13 protein-coding genes and 1 pseudogene are annotated in these 18,256 nt (G+C 51.7%); 2 read left to right on the top strand and 12 right to left on the bottom strand.

Annotation, left to right across the window (positions count from 1 at the left end):
* Positions 1-85 precede the first annotated feature (85 nt).
* The 12 genes from ADICEAN_RS21190 to ADICEAN_RS10990 all read right to left on the bottom strand — a co-directional run bounded on the left by ADICEAN_RS21190 (position 86) and on the right by ADICEAN_RS10990 (position 14,292).
* The gene (locus ADICEAN_RS21190) at positions 86-1,000 is read right to left on the bottom strand and encodes an alpha/beta fold hydrolase (RefSeq protein WP_009195680.1); all 915 of its coding nucleotides are present in this window, start codon (positions 998-1,000) and stop codon (positions 86-88) included.
* Between the two features lie 383 nt (positions 1,001-1,383).
* Positions 1,384-1,947 (bottom strand): GAF domain-containing protein, encoded by a 564-nt coding sequence (locus tag ADICEAN_RS21870; RefSeq protein WP_394330752.1) that lies wholly within the window; start codon positions 1,945-1,947, stop codon positions 1,384-1,386.
* Positions 1,948-2,076: 129 nt separating this feature from the next.
* A complete protein-coding gene (locus tag ADICEAN_RS11035) occupies positions 2,077-3,468 on the bottom strand; it encodes an undecaprenyl-phosphate glucose phosphotransferase (RefSeq protein ID WP_009195677.1) in 1,392 nt (463 codons plus the stop codon).
* Positions 3,469-3,838: 370 nt separating this feature from the next.
* The gene (locus ADICEAN_RS11030; protein ID WP_009195676.1) at positions 3,839-4,435 is read right to left on the bottom strand and encodes a serine O-acetyltransferase; all 597 of its coding nucleotides are present in this window, start codon (positions 4,433-4,435) and stop codon (positions 3,839-3,841) included.
* On the bottom strand, positions 4,432-5,154 hold the full coding sequence (locus ADICEAN_RS11025; protein ID WP_009195675.1) for a WecB/TagA/CpsF family glycosyltransferase: 723 nt from the start codon (positions 5,152-5,154) through the stop codon (positions 4,432-4,434). Before ADICEAN_RS11025 ends, ADICEAN_RS11030 begins: the two co-directional genes overlap by 4 nt.
* A 5-nt stretch (positions 5,155-5,159) precedes the next feature.
* Positions 5,160-6,230, bottom strand: a complete 1,071-nt coding sequence (locus ADICEAN_RS11020) for a glycosyltransferase (protein ID WP_009195674.1) — start codon at positions 6,228-6,230, stop codon at positions 5,160-5,162.
* A 65-nt stretch (positions 6,231-6,295) separates the two neighbouring features.
* Positions 6,296-6,997: a DUF1919 domain-containing protein gene (locus ADICEAN_RS11015; RefSeq protein WP_009195673.1), complete on the bottom strand. Its 702-nt coding sequence runs from the start codon at positions 6,995-6,997 to the stop codon at positions 6,296-6,298.
* A gap of 56 nt (positions 6,998-7,053) precedes the next feature.
* On the bottom strand, positions 7,054-8,160 hold the full coding sequence (locus ADICEAN_RS11010) for a glycosyltransferase family 4 protein (protein WP_009195672.1): 1,107 nt from the start codon (positions 8,158-8,160) through the stop codon (positions 7,054-7,056).
* A gap of 193 nt (positions 8,161-8,353) precedes the next feature.
* Complete coding sequence (locus ADICEAN_RS11005; protein WP_009195671.1) at positions 8,354-9,820, bottom strand: oligosaccharide flippase family protein; 1,467 nt, start codon at positions 9,818-9,820, stop codon at positions 8,354-8,356.
* Positions 9,802-11,112 carry an O-antigen ligase family protein gene (locus tag ADICEAN_RS11000; protein WP_009195670.1) on the bottom strand — a complete coding sequence of 437 codons (1,311 nt, stop codon included), beginning with the start codon at positions 11,110-11,112 and terminating at the stop codon, positions 9,802-9,804. The genes ADICEAN_RS11005 and ADICEAN_RS11000 overlap by 19 nt, the downstream gene beginning before the upstream one ends.
* An 81-nt stretch (positions 11,113-11,193) precedes the next feature.
* A complete protein-coding gene (locus tag ADICEAN_RS10995) occupies positions 11,194-13,503 on the bottom strand; it encodes a GumC family protein (protein WP_009195669.1) in 2,310 nt (769 codons plus the stop codon).
* Positions 13,504-13,515: 12 nt separating this feature from the next.
* Positions 13,516-14,292 carry a polysaccharide biosynthesis/export family protein gene (locus ADICEAN_RS10990; protein ID WP_009195668.1) on the bottom strand — a complete coding sequence of 259 codons (777 nt, stop codon included), beginning with the start codon at positions 14,290-14,292 and terminating at the stop codon, positions 13,516-13,518.
* 538 nt (positions 14,293-14,830) lie between these two features.
* Here ADICEAN_RS10990 and ADICEAN_RS10985 point away from each other — a divergent pair.
* A complete protein-coding gene (locus tag ADICEAN_RS10985; protein WP_009195667.1) occupies positions 14,831-17,890 on the top strand; it encodes an amidohydrolase family protein in 3,060 nt (1,019 codons plus the stop codon).
* 12 nt (positions 17,891-17,902) lie between these two features.
* Positions 17,903-18,256: pseudogene (locus ADICEAN_RS10980) on the top strand (amidohydrolase family protein); the annotation flags it as partial.

Here is an 18,256-nt window from a genome sequence, read left to right as displayed (position 1 = left end):
TGATCTTTCGCTCACAGCTACCTGCCCGGGTCTGATGGCCAACAACTGAGCAGCTTATTAACCTTTTAGAAACTATCCTTCCTGACTAGTTTACCCCCAGGCGGGCCAGCAGCAGCTGGCTGGTTTTTTCGGGCTGGTCGAGCCAGAGGGCATGGCCGGCCTGCGCCACCACATCAAAGGTGTGGCGGGGAATGGTACCGGCCTTTGCACGACCAGTAGCCGGCCTTTCAAAGGCATCCCGATCTCCCCATAGAAAACCAACCGGTAGCTGTAGGGAGGAGAGTTGCCCGGTCACAAGCAGGCGCTTTTTCCAGCCGCCTACAGAGAGCACATTTTCCAGAAGGGTATTAAAGGATTTGCGGCTGCCAGGCAGCAACAGGCTGTAGTAGGCATGCTCCAGATATGCATCCGAGAGCTGCTCCGGATGGGCCACCAGGAGCTGTTTGTGAATAAACGCCGCATTTTGTTTGCTGGGCCTGGCCAGGGTGTGCAGCAAAAGGCGGTTAAGGCCCCGGGTGCCCAGCAGCCGCAGCAAATAGGGAATCCAGCGATTGATGCCTGCAGGGGCGCCCAGCAACAGTAATTGTTGTACGCGCTCTGGATGGCGCAAGGCAAAGCAGACGCTGAAATAACCGCCCATGGAATGGCCGGCCACAACCGCACGCTGCAGCCCTGCGGCATCCAGAAAAGACTGCAGAAAGGCTACAGCATGGGCCTGTACATCCACCCCGCGGTAGTTGAAAAAATCGCTCAGCCCGCAGCCGGGCCTGTCCGGCGCATAGACCTCAAAATGCTGCGCAAGGGGTTTTAAGAGGGGGATCCACTCACTGGCATGCCCGCCGCCGCCATGGAGGAGGAGCAGGGGTGGACCCTGGCCGGCCTTCAGATAATGTACCTGACGGATGGGCCCGTTGGTGTTGATGGTCCGGGATTCTGGCTGAATGCCTGCAGCATCAAAGAGTTTCTGGCGGGAGTGTTTATAGGCTGCAATAGGATCCATATCCGATAGGGTTTTGTGCTTGCTCCCATCTTGTGCGCAGGCAGTTGAATGGGTTCTGCTGCGCGGCTGCAAGGGTGTTCTCCTCCCGGAGAATGATGCATGTACAGGGCGTGCCTCCGGGAAGGAGCAGTGGGCGTGCTAAACAGCTGGAGCCCCATTGGTGCGCAATAATGCCACTTGTGCAAAAAAATGCGGCATAATGTGCAGGATAAGGTAGTGAATTGTGAGGTAAATCGCCAGTATAGGGCCTGTTTTCTGGTACTAGGGTAGGCCGTCTGGAGCAATGGTCGGCAGGCCGGGGTAAAGGCCGGGAAGTAGCCTAGTCCATACCAGCAGGTGGAGTAGCTGGTGATACCTGCAAGCTCCAAGGCCAGTGCCTGGTATTAATACCTTTCGAAGGTTTCTCTGAGCTTTTCTACCGTGTGGGTTAGCTGTTCCCTTTCCAGAGGTGGTACTGTGGTGGTAGCGTCATCATGCTCCAGGGTATCTGAAAGGCTATATACCAGCTGCCTGGCCTGTACCATTTTGTGTTGCAGCTGGCTATACTTTTCTTTTGTCTTACGCAGCTCAAAATGCGCATTTACCAGTTTGGCCAGTGCCTGAAGTGATGCAATTTTCTGCTCGGAAATCTCCCTTGGCCGTGAATCAATCACACATAGGGTTCCCAACGCATGGCCCTGATCATCCTGTACCGGCACGCCGGCATAAAATACAACCTGGGGATCTCCGGTGGTCAGGGGGTTATCATGAAAGCGTTCATCATAGCGAGCATCAGGCACTACCATAGTTTCTTCCGGATTTAAAATGGCGTGTGCACAAAATGAGTAATCACGGGGGCTTTCCGTAAGTTCTGTACCCTGCCTGGACTTGAACCACTGGCGATTTTCGCCCACCAGCGTTAAGAGCGCTATGGGAGTGCCGCAAATCTCGGACGCAATGCGCGTGATGTCATCAAAACCTGCTCGGGCAGGGTATCCATCAGCTGATGCTCGTTAAGAGCTTTCAGGCGTTCAGCTTCATGGGGGGTTTTGGGGGCAGGTTTCATAGGGAATAAAGCGTAGCGGGCGGGTAGTTTTCTAATAAGCGTTTTCTTCGCCTTTTAGTGCGTTGTAAACGGTTAAAAACATAATTCTGATATCGAGGGTAAGGCTCCAGTTCTCAAGATACCATAAATCATGCTCTACGCGCTTTTTTATGTGATAGAGCTCCGTGATTTCACCTCTGAAACCATTTACCTGTGCCCAGCCGGTAATGCCCGGTTTCAGAAACTGGCGGATCATGTAATCATCGGCCAATACTGAAAAATCCTGGGTATGTTTTAGCATATGGGGTCGGGGGCCTACAATGCTCATCTCTCCTTTAAACACATTTACAAACTGTGGAAATTCATCCAGACTCGTTTTTCTCAGGATACGGCCAATGCGGGTAACGCGTTTATCGTTTTTGGTAGCCTGCACAGCTTCGGTAGCTTTGTTTTCACCCATGCTCCTAAACTTGTAGCATTTAAAGGGCTTGTTGTTTTTGCCACTGCGCAACTGGCTGAAGATTACTGGCCCTTTTGATTCCAGCTTGATGAGCAGACCCAGCAGGGGGTAAAGCCAGGACAGGATAAACACAATCACCAATGAGCTAACCACCAGATCAAAAGCCCTTTTTTTGAACATGTTTACTTCTTCTTCCAGGGGTTCACGCCGTACAGTAAGGATAGGCATATCCTGCAGATAGTCAACATGTACCGGTCTGTTGATGAAATATGAGAAATCCGGAATAAGCCGAAACCGCACCAGATCATAATCGGCCTGCTTCATCAATTGGTAGACCTTAGGGTTGTTTTCAGGCATAATGGTAGAATAGATTTCATTTACCTGTAATTCTTTTGAAAGCAGAAGCGTGTTTTCAAGCTTGCTGTAGAGCGGATAGGAGTCCGCACTTGCTGTAGGCGGATCTTCGTCGATATAGCCAACAATAGTACTGCCAAACCCCTGACGCTCCAGATAAGAGGTTAGCTTGCGGGCCAGGTTATTATAGCCGATGATCAGGATCTTACGCTTGAGGTACACCTTGTTTTTTACCCATTTGCGCATGAACAGGTAAATAAGCCGGTTGATCAGCAGCAGAAGCAAAAAGCCGCTTACTGTAGTGAAAACTAGAGGATAAGAGAGGGGTACCAGACGCGGCAACAGCAGGTAAAGAATATTTAGACCGGCCCAGATACCGTACACCCGAAAGCTGGCGCGCAAAAAGTTCTGAAAGAAAGAGATGGTATCAGTCACATAAATCCTGCCCAGCCAGGCCAGCAGCAACCAGGAACCATTCATGATCAGCCAGTACTGTGCGTAGCGCATATAATACTGAGCCTGAGGGTCTTCTTCAAAAATTCCCTGGGCTGCCAGATACACAAGGTTTAGCCCCAGAATATCCAGGAGTATAAAGAATAATTGGATAAATCGCTTGAATGACTTATTCATGAATACATGTTAAACTGCCGGTGTGTATAAGTGGTCCCGATCGCATAAGAATCAAAGCAGGTTTAAGCAAGCAGTGTGCTGCACAGATCTATTCGCATCTGCGGCCTGCACAGCCCGGCAATAAGAACGCATATGTTCCTCACCGCTACTTGCCTGCCCTTTTATTGGCTGCCGGTATTTGCCGTGTAATAGGCTCTTAGTTTAATGGTTTTTTTCTTTTAATGTTTAAACAAACGAAAAAAAGAATGCTCTCCTTGTCCTAACTAGTGCAGGGTGCTCCTTTCTCAGTCAGATGGCAAAGAACCAGGGAGTAGGGAGTCAGGCCATTACAGACACTTCCCCAGTTTGTAGCCATTCTCCCTTTCAGGGGCTATAAGGGTTTTTTTACCTTTATACCATTTTCTTTTACAATGTAAGCCGGGTATACGCCTACCACCGTACAATTAGGCGGCACGTTTTTCACAATTACGGCATTGGCGGCAATGATGGAGTTTTCTCCAATAGTTACCTTGCCGAGCACTTTGGCGCCCACATGCACCTTTACACCATCCTGCAATGTGGGCCTGTCGGTGCGGTTACTAAAAGCAATGGCCACATCCTGATTCACCCAGCAGTTGGCTCCAATATACTCCCCATTGATGCGGGAATTTTCACCATGCTGAATGAAAAAGCCCGGCCCGATGTATTTTGCGTTTAGGTAGAGGGAAGAAAGCTTGGGCATGATCAGGTTCAGGATATGCCCCCAGGGCTTCAGGCGATAGTAAAACAAATTTCGAAACTCCTTGTGCCAGACCAGCAGGTGTACAAAGGCAACCGTTCTTGAGTAGGGAAGCTCCAGCTGCCGGATCCATACATCCAGGTCCCGGTCAATGATGGCCTTGTTTTTACTGGTATAGTAAAACAAGAAGTGAAACGGGCATCGGATAAAGGAAAAGTACAGCCAGGCAGAGAGTAGGGTTTCTTTCATCTTCTACGGGTTAGCAGGTAATGGAAGAAATAAAGCGCAAAGGTCGGGTAAAGTACAAAATAGCGGTGGAAGAGCTTGGGCTCATCCCAGATACGGTACACCCAGCGTATGTTGAGCTTGTCAAAGAAAGGGGGGTAGTATTTTTCTTTTGTGGCCAGCTGATGCAGGTACCCGCCACAGGTATAGCCATAGCCCCTCCAGCCAAGTTCGCTAAGTTCAATCAATACCTGCTCTTGCAGGGGAGTGCCCATGCCACAGACCACAACCTGGCAGCCCAGGTGCCGAATATGCTCCAGAACTTCCCGGCGCTGCTGCCTGTTCTCAAAAAAGCCATTGCGGTAGTATGCAACCCTAAAGCCGTAGCGCTTCTCCAGGATGGCCACCGATTTTTCAAGCTTCTCCTGGCTAGTGCCAATGATGGCCAGTGGTAAATTCTGCTCCTTTACAAACCGGAATACCTGCGGGGCAATAGAGCTATCGTCAAAGCTGTAGCGTTCTATCTTCCTGCCCAGAAAATACTGCATGAATTTTACCAGCGAAATACCATCAACATACAAATGATCTATTTTTTGCACCACCCCATCGGTATCACCAAGCTTGAGCAGAGAAAAGGGATTGATAAAGGAATTAAGCCCGGGTGTAATGCTAAAGTTCTGCACCTTACGAAAGGCTTCTTCCCAGGTATGGTTCCGTTTGGCGGCGCTAGTGTGTTCACTCATGGTGCTTAAGCATTTTGTGCGTCTTTGGAGTACTGCAGCAGGTAATTCTCCAGCATTTTTGATTTATGAAATTCCTTAAAGTACGCACTCTGGCTTAGGGTGCATGCATGTTCGGCATAGCGGGGGTAATTGGCCTTCATCTCCAGTATAGCCTCTGCAAAAGCCTCTACATCATTTACGGCCACAGCTATGCCATTGTCCCCTACCAGTGTGCTGTATGAGCCCACGCGGGTGGTAATAATAGGCAGGGCAAGGGAGGCGGCCTCAATAAACACGTTTGGGAAACCCTCAAAGATGGACGATTGCACCAGCACATCGGCAATGCTAAGGAGTTTGGCTACATCAGAGCGGTGCCCCAGAAATTGTACCCGATGGGGTAGGTTAAGCTCCCCTGCCAGCTGCTTTAGCTGCGCTTCCTTGGGACCTTCACCCACCATCAGACACACAATGGATTCATCCGCTATGCGGCTCAGGGCCTTTAAGGTAACTTCCTGATTCTTCTGATCCGACAGCCGACCCAGCGAAATGAGCACAAAACAGTTTTCCAGCTTCAGTTCTCGTTTGAGTGCCTCGGCTTCTGAGTTTGGGATGGGGGTGTAGAATTCGCCACCCATGTTTATGGTAATGTTCTCCCTGTCTTTAAACCAGCGCTGATAATGGTCCTTCATGTGGTCGGAGAGGTAGTAGAGGCGGGTGGGAGCAAAGCGGTACAGCCACTCCTTGTCCAGGTAAATATTATCGAAGTTGAAGTTTACCTTGGCCCGGCTGAATTTTTCCAGCATCAAAAGGTAGGGGAAGGTAGTGCGTTTATGTCCCTGAATGAAATCAATCTGCTGCTGCTGCACATAGCGCAGCACGCCCAATACACTCCTGTAGCCCCGTATGGGGGTGCGCACCTGCTGCACGCGGCTATCCAAAAGAGGCGTTTGGGCACCCTCTGGTGCAAACAGGTATACCTTTTTAAAGTAAGAGACATACTTGTTGGCAAAAAAGAGGGCGCGTTTCTCCTCTCCTCCATGATCAAAATCTGGAATAATGATGCCGATCGATTTATTTTTTAGTGCTTCCAGTGCCATGTGTGGGGTGCTGCTGAATAAAATGAGTCCCGGGCTTGCTCCTCTTTTTGAGAGGCAGCTCTCCCTTAGCTGAGCTTCTGACTGGCCAGGTTCTCACCGGCGCTTTGCTCTTTTAGTTTTTGGGCAAGGGCCCGGTAGAGAACATGCCCGTTTTTGTTCGGATCCCCGATTCGCTCATCATGCTCAAATTCCCGGATGTAGATGGTAGAAGACAGGCGGTAGGGTTTGCGGGTAAAGAAGAATTTTCGCTCATACGGCAAGGCATCAAAAGCCCGGATATCGGCCTCGGTACAGCGGTCCAGCTCAGTGCCCAGAAGCAGCAGATTATCCATTTTTACCCGTTCTGCCCGTTTGTGCCATTTCGCTGCTGCCTCTTGTTGCGTGCTGTAGTGCAAAAAGTGGATCTCCAGCTCACCATTCAGCTGGGCAATGGGGTAATCTGCCTTGTATTTCTGCAGGTGTTTTTGGTAGCGCTCCCTTCCCAGGGGGTATTTTGATTGGGGTACAAACGTTAGCTCTGCCTCCAGATACCCCTTAAGGTTTGATAGAAAGGCTATATAGTCCGGAAAGAAGAAATACAGGCCGGCCGTTGGGCTCAGGTAAGGAAGGCCAAGATCCTGGTAAAAGAATCCTGCCGTGCAGTTGTTGGAGATGATGGTAGGCGAGTCTGCCAGATAAGGCCGCAGCGCCTCAATCTCCTGGCTACGCAGGTGCTTAAAATACCTGTCCCGCTGCGCTGATAGAAATTTTTTTACATCTGTAAGCATGGCTAAAGCTGTTATTGTAAAAAGCGGAGGACCTTATGGTATAACCCCCTATCTGCTTAGGCTATGGTATTGAATAAGGTAACAAATGACTCCCTGAGTCGTTCGGCCGAATAGGTGGCAGCCACATAATCAGCCTGCGCCTGACGCAACCGCTCATAGTCCCGCCGGTGGTTGGTCAGTACCTGCATCAGCGTATTGGTGAGGTCCTGAAGATCGCCGGCTTTGAACAGGTACCCATCCCTGCCGTCTGTGATCTCTTCCCTAAAACTTGCAATGTCGGAGGCAATAACCGGAATGTTGTATTGAAAAGCGATCTTCAAGGGCCCGCTCTGTGTGGCATCCCGGTAAGGAAGCACCACATAATGGGCACTGAGAAAAAGACCGGCTACTTCTTCATTGCCAATAAAGCGAATGTGTTTCTGAACCAGCTCTTTTTTGTGGATCAGGGGTTCGTACTCGCTCTCCCAGGCATCGGCCCTTCCGGCTATCACTGCCTCAAATGTCGGCAGCTCCTTATGTTCAGATACCGTATGGAGTGCCTGAAGGAAGAGATCCAGACCCTTATAAGGAAGTATATTGCCAAAAAACAAAAAGCGGATTTTGCCGGAATCCTTTGTCTGCGCACCAGACCCGGTGCCAAAATCTTTCAGGGGCAGTGGAATCAGGCTTACCTGCTTAGTAGGGTATAAACGTTCAAATGTAGTTTGCTGTTCTCTGGAGAATACCTGAAAATGCCGGAAGTGGTGCATGGTGATGGCCCGGCTAAGCTGTAAAATGCGCATGAAGCGGGTATTGCTATGGAATTCTACATCATGCAGCGCTACCAGGGTATTGGCCGGGTTCAGCAACAGGCTGCACTTGCTCAAATAGATATTATCAAAGGTAACCATGTAAAGCACATCTGGTTGGTAGCTTCGAATGCGCGCAATCAGCTTTAGAAAAATAAGCAGGCAGCGGGGGTCCTTCAGGTTATAGGGCATCTGGTAAGCATCCAGTGTAATGCCATGTGCATGGCAATACTGACTAAGCTCCTCAAGCGTGTAGTTAGCATTTCGCTTTTGAATAACCACACCGTACACCAGTTCCCAGTGCGCTGGCAAATGGTGCAGAACGCCCATATCTACGTCAGAAAAGGAGGTAATGGATAAATAGTATACCTTCATAGGGGCATAGGGTTGGTAGTGAGCCAGGTGTGCTGTAAGCCGGTAATCCCTGCGCCTGCCCGCTGTAGTAGGACCGGGGCAGCCAGACCCCGAGGGCACCTTGCTGCAGCACCTGCAGGCAACTTGAGTCTATATAAGCATTTCAGCACTAAATTGTGTGATGAAGGAAGAAGAAATCTGCTCCTGGCACCCATTATGAATGCTCTGCGCCCTGTGGCAAAGGCCTTTTGTTTCGCTTGCGCATATAATACAGCAAAAAACCACTGCCTACCACCAGCCAGAACACTATAAAAAACAGGTACTGGTTTATGTACTCCACCAGTCCTACATAGGCCAGCGTACCACCGATGCTCAGCAGGTAAAAAGAGGCCATGTGTCCGGGTGTAAGAATATTTTTCCGGATCAGTACCACATCCTGTATGATATGAAAGATCAGAAAGGAGATAAAAATAGAGAGGTAGATGACTGTTAGCGACTCATGGATGTAAAAGCCAATGGCGGTGAGCACCGCATATACCGCCAGGCAGGCCAGGTTGATCCACATATCCATGCGCTCCTGCTTAATGGCCACCAGCAGATTTGCCTGCAGAATGGCTGTGGGAAACACCAGCATGGTCAGAAACATTTCTTTTGTATAAAAAGCAGTGCTCTGATAGGTTTCGCTGAAAATAAAGGGCAGCAGTATGTCTGAAAAGGAATAGATAAAGCTAAAGGAGAGCAGCCCATATAAAAAATACAGCCCGTACACATTCTGGTAGTAGTGCTTGAGGGAGGCGGGATCATTCTGGTTGAATTTGCGTACTAGCGCCGGATACACTGTACTGGAAACAATTAAAGGCAGTATAATGAACACTGAAAATACCTTGTAGGTAATGGCATAAATGGCCACATCGGCCAGGGGAAGAAACTTGGAAACAATAATGTTGGCACTGCGCCAGTAAACCAGCGATATACTGCCAATGATCACAAATACCCAGTTTTTTAGCACCAAGGCCTGAATATCCTGAAAAGCCACTTTGTAGCGGGCAATGCTGCGCGCCGAAACAAGGCGGGAGGTACCCATGCGAATAAACAGGTTGAGGGTAAAAAAACGGATGACCACCTGAGCAGCTATGATGAAGATGGCGGAAAAATCATGGAGGTAGAGCGAGCAGGCCAGGGCAAATAACAGCACGGCTTCTATGATCAGGATCTTGAAGGTGATCTTTTGCTGTAGTTTGGCAATGTTCAGGGCCTTAATGGCATAAATGATATTGTCAAAAATGATATTAAAGCCAAAAATCAGTGAAAAGATACGAATGTCGGGCTCCGAATATAGAATCCAGGCGGTAAGCGCATTGAGTACATAAAAAGCCAGGCCAAAATAAAACTGGATCTTAAAGAAGCGGGTGATCAGCCCCCGCTCATCCGTAGTAGTATCCAGCTCCCGGATAAACCACTGACTAAGCCCCAGTGTAGAAAAAGCAGCCAGCAACAGGTATAGTGCATTGGAGATGAGGTACTGGGCAAAATCATCGGTACCCAGCTGGCGCGCCAGAATCACAAAGAACAGGGTAAGGAAGATATTTTGCAGAATATTGGACAATATGCCCCAGAAGCTGTTCACAAACAGCGAGGAACTCTTGAGCACATTGATGTTTTTCAGGATCTGGGGGAGCATAGCGGCGCAAAAATGGGATTGGATTTGATCAACAGGCACAGCAGGGTGCAGAGCAGTACGCTAATACGCAAATCACTTAATGTATAAACGGTGGTAAAGGAAATCATCCAGCTAATAATGGAGGCAATCAGGAAAAAGGGGATAAAGCACCTGTGGCGCAGGTAGGCGGTAAAAAAGGAACCAACAGGAATCAGAACAAACAGCATGCTCAGAATAAAACCGATAAGCCCAAATTCCACCAGAAACTTCAGATATCCGCTCTCAGGATGATCAAAATAGAGAATATCTCCATTTTCCATAAGCCAGAACTGATCCCGCGCATACTGGGCTACATAGTTCTGGTAATTTCCAATACCTATGCCCCAGGTTTGGTGCTCCTCCCAGATGCGCAGGGCCTGTTGCCAGTACCTGTTGCGAATCTCATAGGACTCATCAACTGATTCTGATCGATTGAACAGCGGAATCTTGTCACCCACGCTAAGCCCAATCAGAATAACCATTCCTATGCCCAACAGCCCCAGAAGTTTGTACTTTAGCGGGCCCATCAGAATCAAAAACGCTATGCCCACACTCAGTCCTAAAAAGGCCGCCCTGCCACCCGATAAGATCAGACCGGCTACCACTGCGCCAAATAGCACCAGCCTTTTTAGTACAGATAGGGGCTTCTGTTGAGTGTTTATAAAAAACAGAAAGCTGGCCATGGCAGCAAACTGAGCATACTTTTGGGCATCATGAAAAAAGCTGGGAAATCGAAGAGCGCTTTCGGCACCCGTATTGGTATTGGTATTGAGTACAGGATAAATAGTGAAGCGCAGGCCCAGTACCAGCTGAAAAGCCAGTACCAGCAGGGAAATAAGCGCCATGATTTTCAGCAGTCTGATGAGCTGTAGCCCAAAGGCAGGGTTCTCATTCACTTCATCCAGAATGCATTTTGCAAAGAAGAAGAGCAGGATCAGCTTTACAAAGGGAAGCAGCGCGGCAGCTACATACTCTGACTGCACTGCACCAACCAGCAACACAAACAGGAGTGCCAGAAAGAGGGTTAAATACCGGCCATTTTTGGTAAATGTGAACTGTAACCGGCTGAACAGCACCAGAAAACTTATCAGGCTGATGCCATCAAATGCGGTAAAAGCCCCAAAGCGCACCGGAGTAATGAACAGGTCGATAAACGGATAGATACAGAGTATGTACAGAATGTAGGATCTGCGCACCTGCTCAACCCTCTTCAACAGGATAAACGGCAGGTAGGCTGCAAAAACACCAAGCCCTATAAGTTTACTCAGATCCATTCAGTGCGTGTTATCATGCGTAGGGGCAAAACTGGGGCGGAGGCTCCACCGGAGGCTGCAGTAGGCTTTGCTGCTGGCAGGCTAAGGCCGCAGCGGCTGTTTTATAACCCGCTCATACCCGTAGCCAAATCCATAGCCAAAGTAGCGCCTGGGAAACCCTCTGGCCTTAATGCCATTCAGTACCAGCCCTACATTCCTGAGTGTTTTAAGCTCACTTGCTGTATCCAGGCGTTTTAGCAGGGTTTTAGGTGTAACCCCATGGCGTAGCACCAGCAGGGTGTGATCGGCAAAGGGGGCAAGGGCAAGGGCATCTGAGGCCAGTTCCAGCGCAGCTGTATCCATCAGAATATAGGTGTACTGGCTCCTGAGCAAGGCAAGTAACTCTTCCATGCGGGGGTGGGTAAGCAGCGCTACCCCCCTTTGGGTAGGGCTACCCGCCGGCAGCACATCCAGGCCGGGCTCTCCACTAGCCTGCACCAGCTGGGGGATAGTGACCTCCTCAGACTGGAAAAAGTCTGTAAAGCCCTTTGCCTGCTGCAGGCCATAGGCGGCCGATAGGGCAGGCCTTTGCAGGTTCAGATCCAGCAGCACTACCCGTTTGCCGGTTCTGGCCAGTTGCAGGGCCAGCTGGCTGGCCACAAAACTGCTCCCTTCCTGCTGTAGAAAGGCCGTTACCAATATGGTTTTGCCGGTATCTGCGGCATGAAACAATCCCATAGCCGCCTGTAAATGGCCAAATTCCCGGACCAGCACCGGATCTGGAGCTTTTAGATCAGGTGCCTTTCTGGTTGGTTTGCGGTAGGTGATCTCAGCCAGTACCGGATGTGCGGTATGTTTCTCAATATCGGACCGGAACAGCAGTGCTCCTGAAAGATTCTCTCGTACCAGCACATAGCCAATCCCGGCGCCAAAGGCCGCAACAAGGCAGCCAAGCAGTATAAGTAACCTTCTGGAGCCCTGATTTGCTACATTTGCATCTGCCCAGTCCACCACCCGGCCATCAGCCAGAGAAGAGGAGTTGCTGAGGGCTGCTTCTTCTCGTCGCTGCAGCAGAAAGGCATAAAGGTCTCTTTTTACCGCCTGCTGCCTGCTGATGTCCAGCAGCTCCCGTTCCTGCTCAGGGATGTCGCGGATGGTGGCGGTAATGCGGCCCGAGGTGGCAGTAAGCCTGTTGCGGCTGGCCCTGAGGCGCGCCTGCTGGTTGGTAACAATGCTTTGTATGTTGGGCCTGATTTGCTGAATTTCATTCTCAATAGAGCGTACCAGGGGGTTGTTCTCGCCTGTGGTGGTGCGCTCCCTGGCCAGCTGTAGTTCCAGCTGGTTGAGTTGTTGTAAAAGATTGGCCAATACCGGGTCATCTATACCCAGGGTAGAAGGCACCACACCTGTGCGGGAACCCTCCTCACTCAAATAGCGGGCTACCTGGTCAAGAAGGGCAAGCTGGGCTTCAATTTCTGCCACCCGCCGATCATTTTCAGCAACATTCTGCAAATAGATGCGGCCTTGCTCGCTTAGGTTAATGGCCCCGGTTCTGGTACGGAACTGCTGCACGCGCCGTTCTATAGAATCCAGTTCCCATTCTACCTCCCGCAGGCGTTCTTCCACAAACTCCAGCGAGTTGGCTGCCAGGGCATTTTCATTGGCTACCGAGGTGCGCAGGTATTGCCGAAGCAATTCATTGAGCACCGCCTCGCCCATATCGGGCTGCTCGGTCTGGTAGGTAAGGTTAATGGTAGTAGATAACTTGCTGGTGGTGCTAACACCAAGGTTATTCGTAAGTTGGCGGGCTACAATGGAAGGATGCTCCAGGGCAAAATAAAGTGGCTTTTGGGCCGGTTGCTGCTGGTAGGGGTTTGGCACAAACCGAAGCGTGCCATACGGAAACTCAATCCACTGATGCAGGGCGTAGGGCTTGCCCTCCACTACCACCCGCTTGCTCCCGGCCTCATACGAAAAGGCCTTGCCTTCTGTTTTTTTTATTTCTTCCGGATTTTGTGCCTCAACCAGCAGAGGAGAGTTCAGAAAGCCCGCATGAGAAGCCGTAGTTCGCTTCTCGCCAATGGGTGCATACAGGTGCAGGGCCAGTACTACTTCCTTCATCAGGCTTCTGGACTGCAGCACCATCACTTCATTGTCTACCACCTGCGTGGTGGCAAAGGCATTCAGTGCCCGGAAGGGCTGGTTGCTGTACCCCTGGTTGCCTTCATTGTTGGTGTTGATAATAAGGGAAGCAGCAACAGTAAAGGTGGGCTTTCGATACAGCGAGTAGCCAATGCCCAGGGCCAGAAAAAGGGTGCACAATAGCAGCAACAGGGGCCAGAAAGGAAAGAACTTGTACCAAAGGCTTTCCAGAATATTTTCAGATGATTCGGGGTTTTTAGTAGGTTCCATGGCTGATTCAGGTCACCTGAGTAAACGGTCAAGAATGAAAATGGAGGCCGATAACCCGCTCACAAACAGGGGAAGAACCTGAAAAAGCCGCGTTCTGCTGGCTACACGCGCCCGGTTGGGCTCTACATAGATCACATCATCGGCTTTAAGGTAGTAATAGGGGGATGTCAGCAATTCACTGGAGTTCAGGTTGATGCGCCGGGCCACCCGCTGGCCCCCTTCATCGCGCAGCAGCAATACAGTACTTCGTTTGCCAAAAATGGTTAGATCGCCCGCCAGTCCCAAAGCCTCCAGCAGCGTAATTTTTTCATTGGCCACTGTTATTACCGTGGGGCGGCTTACTTCACCCAATACAGTTACCTTAAAATTTAAATGCCTGACGTCTACAATAGGGTCCAGCAACAGCTTGCGCTGGATGAGTGCAGTTGTAATTACTTCCTGAAGCTGCTGCTTGCTTAACCCTTCAGCCTTGATAGCGCCCAGCAGGGGAAAGGCAATACTGCCATCGGCCCGCACCAGGTAGCCTGCTGGTCTTTGAACTTCCCCGGTTTGGGTTCTGCCCTCGGCATTGCTTGTATTCGGAAGGTTAAAGATCTGGGATGCTTCCGGATTGGAACTGCTAACAGTAATGCTCAGCAGATCATCTTTTCTAATGATGTGCTCAGGGGCCCCAACGGGCTCAAAGCGCGCAGCATCATCTACATTCGGAAAGTAAAGTGCCTCTTTGTTGGAAACACACGCACTTAGACAGTTCAGAAAAAGGATTAGGACAACTAAAGATTTATGCATAAAGCTCTACAGGTGCTGTGCTGGAGTTTGGGAATTGCCGATGGTAGGGGTGAAGGCAAGGCCCTGGGGCCCTTTTCTGCTGGGGTGGTGCACCGGTTGAGCAGCACCCGTAAAGGGAGGCTCAATAGACTGTTCCACTGGGCATTTTTGGGTTAATATGCATAGTTAATTGCATTTTTACTAACTCATGTCCGGTCATTTGGTTTCTTTTTTTCAAATCAAAGCTTGTCTGGTTGCTGCCACTACCCAGCAAGGGCTATGCCCGGCCAGCCAGCAGAATCAGCTGGAGTGCCAGCATGTAGAAACCACGTGTCCGTAGTGATCAAGTGTTGTCTCTCACCCCATGGTTGGCAGTTCTTGAGCCTGCAACTGCACACCCACAGCCGGACTGGTAAGGTGACAGGCCCATCCCTTTCCCTACTGGCAGAATGGTTCCATAAGGGCTGCTTCAGATAGCCAAATATCCTTTTGTGTGCTGGCAGAAAGCAAAATCTTCTTAAATTAGGGAGCTATTAGTGTTTCAACATACATTTTTCACATGATAAAGAGGATTTTACTAAGCTTTGTGGCAGCTGCGGCCCTTATGGCCCAGCCGGTGCAGGCGCAGGAGGGCTACCCCATTAACGGGGTGCAGGATACCCGCCCCCAGCGCTATGCCTTTACCAATGCCACGGTAGTGCAAGACTACCAGACCACCCTGGAGGGCGCCACCCTGCTCATTGAAGGGGGTAAGGTGGTAGCCGTAGGCAAAAACATCAGCCTGCCCGCCGGCACGGTAGTGCAGGACCTGAAAGGCCGCTGGATCTATCCAGGCTTTGTGGAGCTCTATGCCGAGTATGGAGTGCCCAAACTGGAGCGCAGCCGCCGCAACCGCTACGATCCGCCCCAGAGCGAAACCGCTACCCCCGGCGCCTATAGCTGGAACCAGGCCATCCGCTCCGAGTATGACGCCATCAGCCAGTTTGTGCCCGCTGCCGAAGAAGCCAAGGCCTGGCGGGAGCAGGGCTTTTCCGTGGTACTGACGCACCGTCAGGACGGCATTGCCCGCGGTACCGGCGCCCTGGTAAGCCTGGCCGACGATAAAACACAGAATGTTGTGCTGATTCCGCAGGCCTCCAGCCACCTGTCGTTCAGCAAGGGCAGCTCCGGCCAGGAGTATCCCGGCTCGCTCATGGGTGCCATTGCCCTGCTGCGCCAGACCTACCTGGATGCCAGCTGGTACCAGAGCCAGAAAGTTAAGCCCTTCACCGACCGCTCGCTTGGCGCCTTCTGGGAGCAGCAGCGGCTGCCGCAGATCTTTGATGCCGGCAACATGCTCTCCATCCTCCGGGCCGATAAGATCGGCGATGAGTTTGGCAAGCAGTACATCATCCGCGGCACCGGTGAGGAATACCAGCGCCTGGAGGCCATCAAAGCTACCGGCGCCTCGCTGATCATTCCGGTAAACTTCCCTGAGGCCTATGATGTGAGCGATCCCCTGGATGAGATGAATGTATCGCTTTCGGATATGAAGCACTGGGAGATGGCCCCCTACAACCCCATGCTGCTGCAGCAAAAGGGCATTGAGTTTGCCTTTACCTCCGATGGGCTCAAGGACAAAAAGGTGTTCTGGAAAAACCTGCGCAAGGCCGTGGCCCATGGCCTGGACAAGCAGGCTGCCCTAAAAGCCCTTACGCATACCCCTGCCCGCCTGCTAGGGGCACAGGATCGGGTGGGTGCACTGCGCCCCGGCATGCTGGCCAACTTCCTGATCACTTCCGGCGATGTGCTGGAAGACGAAAGCACCATTTATGAGAACTGGATCAGCGGCAAACGCTACCAGCTACAGGCCATGCCGGCCCAGGAGCTGGCCGGCCGCTATACCCTTGCGCTGGGCCAAAACCAGTACACCATCGACATTACCGGCCCTGCCGGCAAGGAGAAGTTTCGCCTGGTAGATAGCGACACCACCGGCCGGGACCTGAAGGCAGCTGTAAGTGAAAACCTGATCTCCTTTACCTTTAACCCTAATCCCAAAGATACGGTAAATGCCCGCCTGCTTCGCCTAAGCGGCTGGTGGGATGGCCGGAACTGGAAGGGCCTGGGCCGCAACGAGCAGGGACAGGAAATGCCCTTTAGCATGACCTATACCGGCCCGGCCAAGGAAAAGAAAAAGGAGGAAAAGAAGCCGAAAGAAGCACTGCCTACCCCTTCCAACGTACCTACGCCCTTCCTGGCCTATGGCCATACCCAGCCGCTTCAGCAGCAACGCTACCTGATCAAGAATGTAACTGTCTGGACCAACGAGCAGGAGGGCATTCTCCAAAATGCCGATGTGCTGGTAGAAGGGGGTAAGATCCGCCAGGTGGGCAAGAACCTTTCTGCTGCCGGCGCTCAGCTGATCGATGGTAGCGGCAAGCACCTTACCTCCGGCATTATTGACGAGCACTCGCACATTGCCATACAGGGGGGTGTAAATGAAGGTACCCAGTCGGTAACGGCCGAAGTGCGCATTGGGGATGTGGTGAACTCAGAGGATATCAACATCTACCGCCAGCTGGCCGGGGGGGTAACCGCTGCCCAGCTGCTGCACGGCTCAGCCAACCCGATTGGCGGCCAATCGGCCCTTATCAAGCTGCGCTGGGGCAAAGCACCCGAAGAGCTGAAAATAGCCGGCGCCGATGGTTACATTAAGTTTGCCCTGGGCGAGAACGTAAAACAGGCCAACTGGGGCCCGCACTATACCGAGCGCTTTCCGCAAAGCCGCATGGGGGTAGAGCAGGTCATGGTAGATGCCTTTACCCGCGCCCGTGCCTATGAGCAGGCCTGGAAGGACTATAACGGCCTCTCCAAAAAGCAGAAAGCCAGCGCTGTGGCTCCCCGCCGGGACCTGGAGCTGGAAACCCTGGTAGACATTCTGAATGATAAGCGCCACATCACCAGCCACTCCTATGTGCAGTCCGAGATCAACATGCTCATGAAAGTGGCCGATCAGTTCGATTTCCGCATCAACACCTTTACCCACATTCTGGAAGGCTACAAAGTGGCCGACAAAATGGCCCGGCATGGGGTAGGCGGCTCTACTTTTGCCGACTGGTGGGTGTACAAGATGGAAGTGCAGGAAGCCATACCCTACAATGCCGCCCTGATGCACGGGCAGGGGGTGGTTACCGCCATCAATTCCGACGATGCCGAAATGGCCCGCCGCCTGAACCAGGAAGCCGCCAAAACGGTGAAGTACGGCGGCATGAGCGAAGAGGAAGCCTGGAAAATGGTCACCCTGAACCCCGCCAAGCTGCTGCACCTCGATAATCGGATGGGCTCGGTAAAAGCCGGCAAAGATGCTGACCTGGTGCTCTGGAACGACAACCCCCTCTCGATCTACGCCCGTCCGCTCAAGACCATGATCGATGGCATAGTGTACTACGATCTGGAGCTGGACGAAAAAATGCGCCAGGAAGTAGCCCGGGAGCGCGCCCGCCTGATCCTGAAAATGCAGGAGGCCGGCAAAAGGGGAGAAAGCACCAAGCCCGTAGCCGTAAAGACCCAGTACATCTGGCATTGCGAAGACCGCAATGGGTATAACCACCAGGAAGCAGAACTGCACGAAGGACATTAAGACGATATCCCCATGAAAAAAATACTGATATATGCCGCCCTGTTGGGCCTGCCCCTAACCGGCCTGGCCCAGGCACCGGCCCCCGCCCCCCGGCAGCAGGGCCCCATTGCCCTGATGAACGGCACCGCCCACCTGGGCAACGGGCAGGTGATCCGGAATAGTGCCATCCTGATCCGCGATGGCAAGATTGAAAATGTGGTAGATGCCACCACCGCCCGCCTGGCGCTGGAGGGCTATGAGGTGATCCCCATTGAAGGCAAGCATGTGTATCCGGGCTTTATCCTGCCCTATACCAACCTGGGCCTTCGGGAGATTGATGCCGTACGCTCTACCCTGGATGAGACCGAGGTAGGCGACTTCAACCCC

Source organism: Cesiribacter andamanensis AMV16 (assembly GCF_000348925.1).
GTDB lineage: Bacteria > Bacteroidota > Bacteroidia > Cytophagales > Cyclobacteriaceae > Cesiribacter > Cesiribacter andamanensis.
The sequence above is the reverse complement of the archived record's forward strand: the minus strand, read 5'-3'. Positions and strand labels throughout refer to the sequence as shown.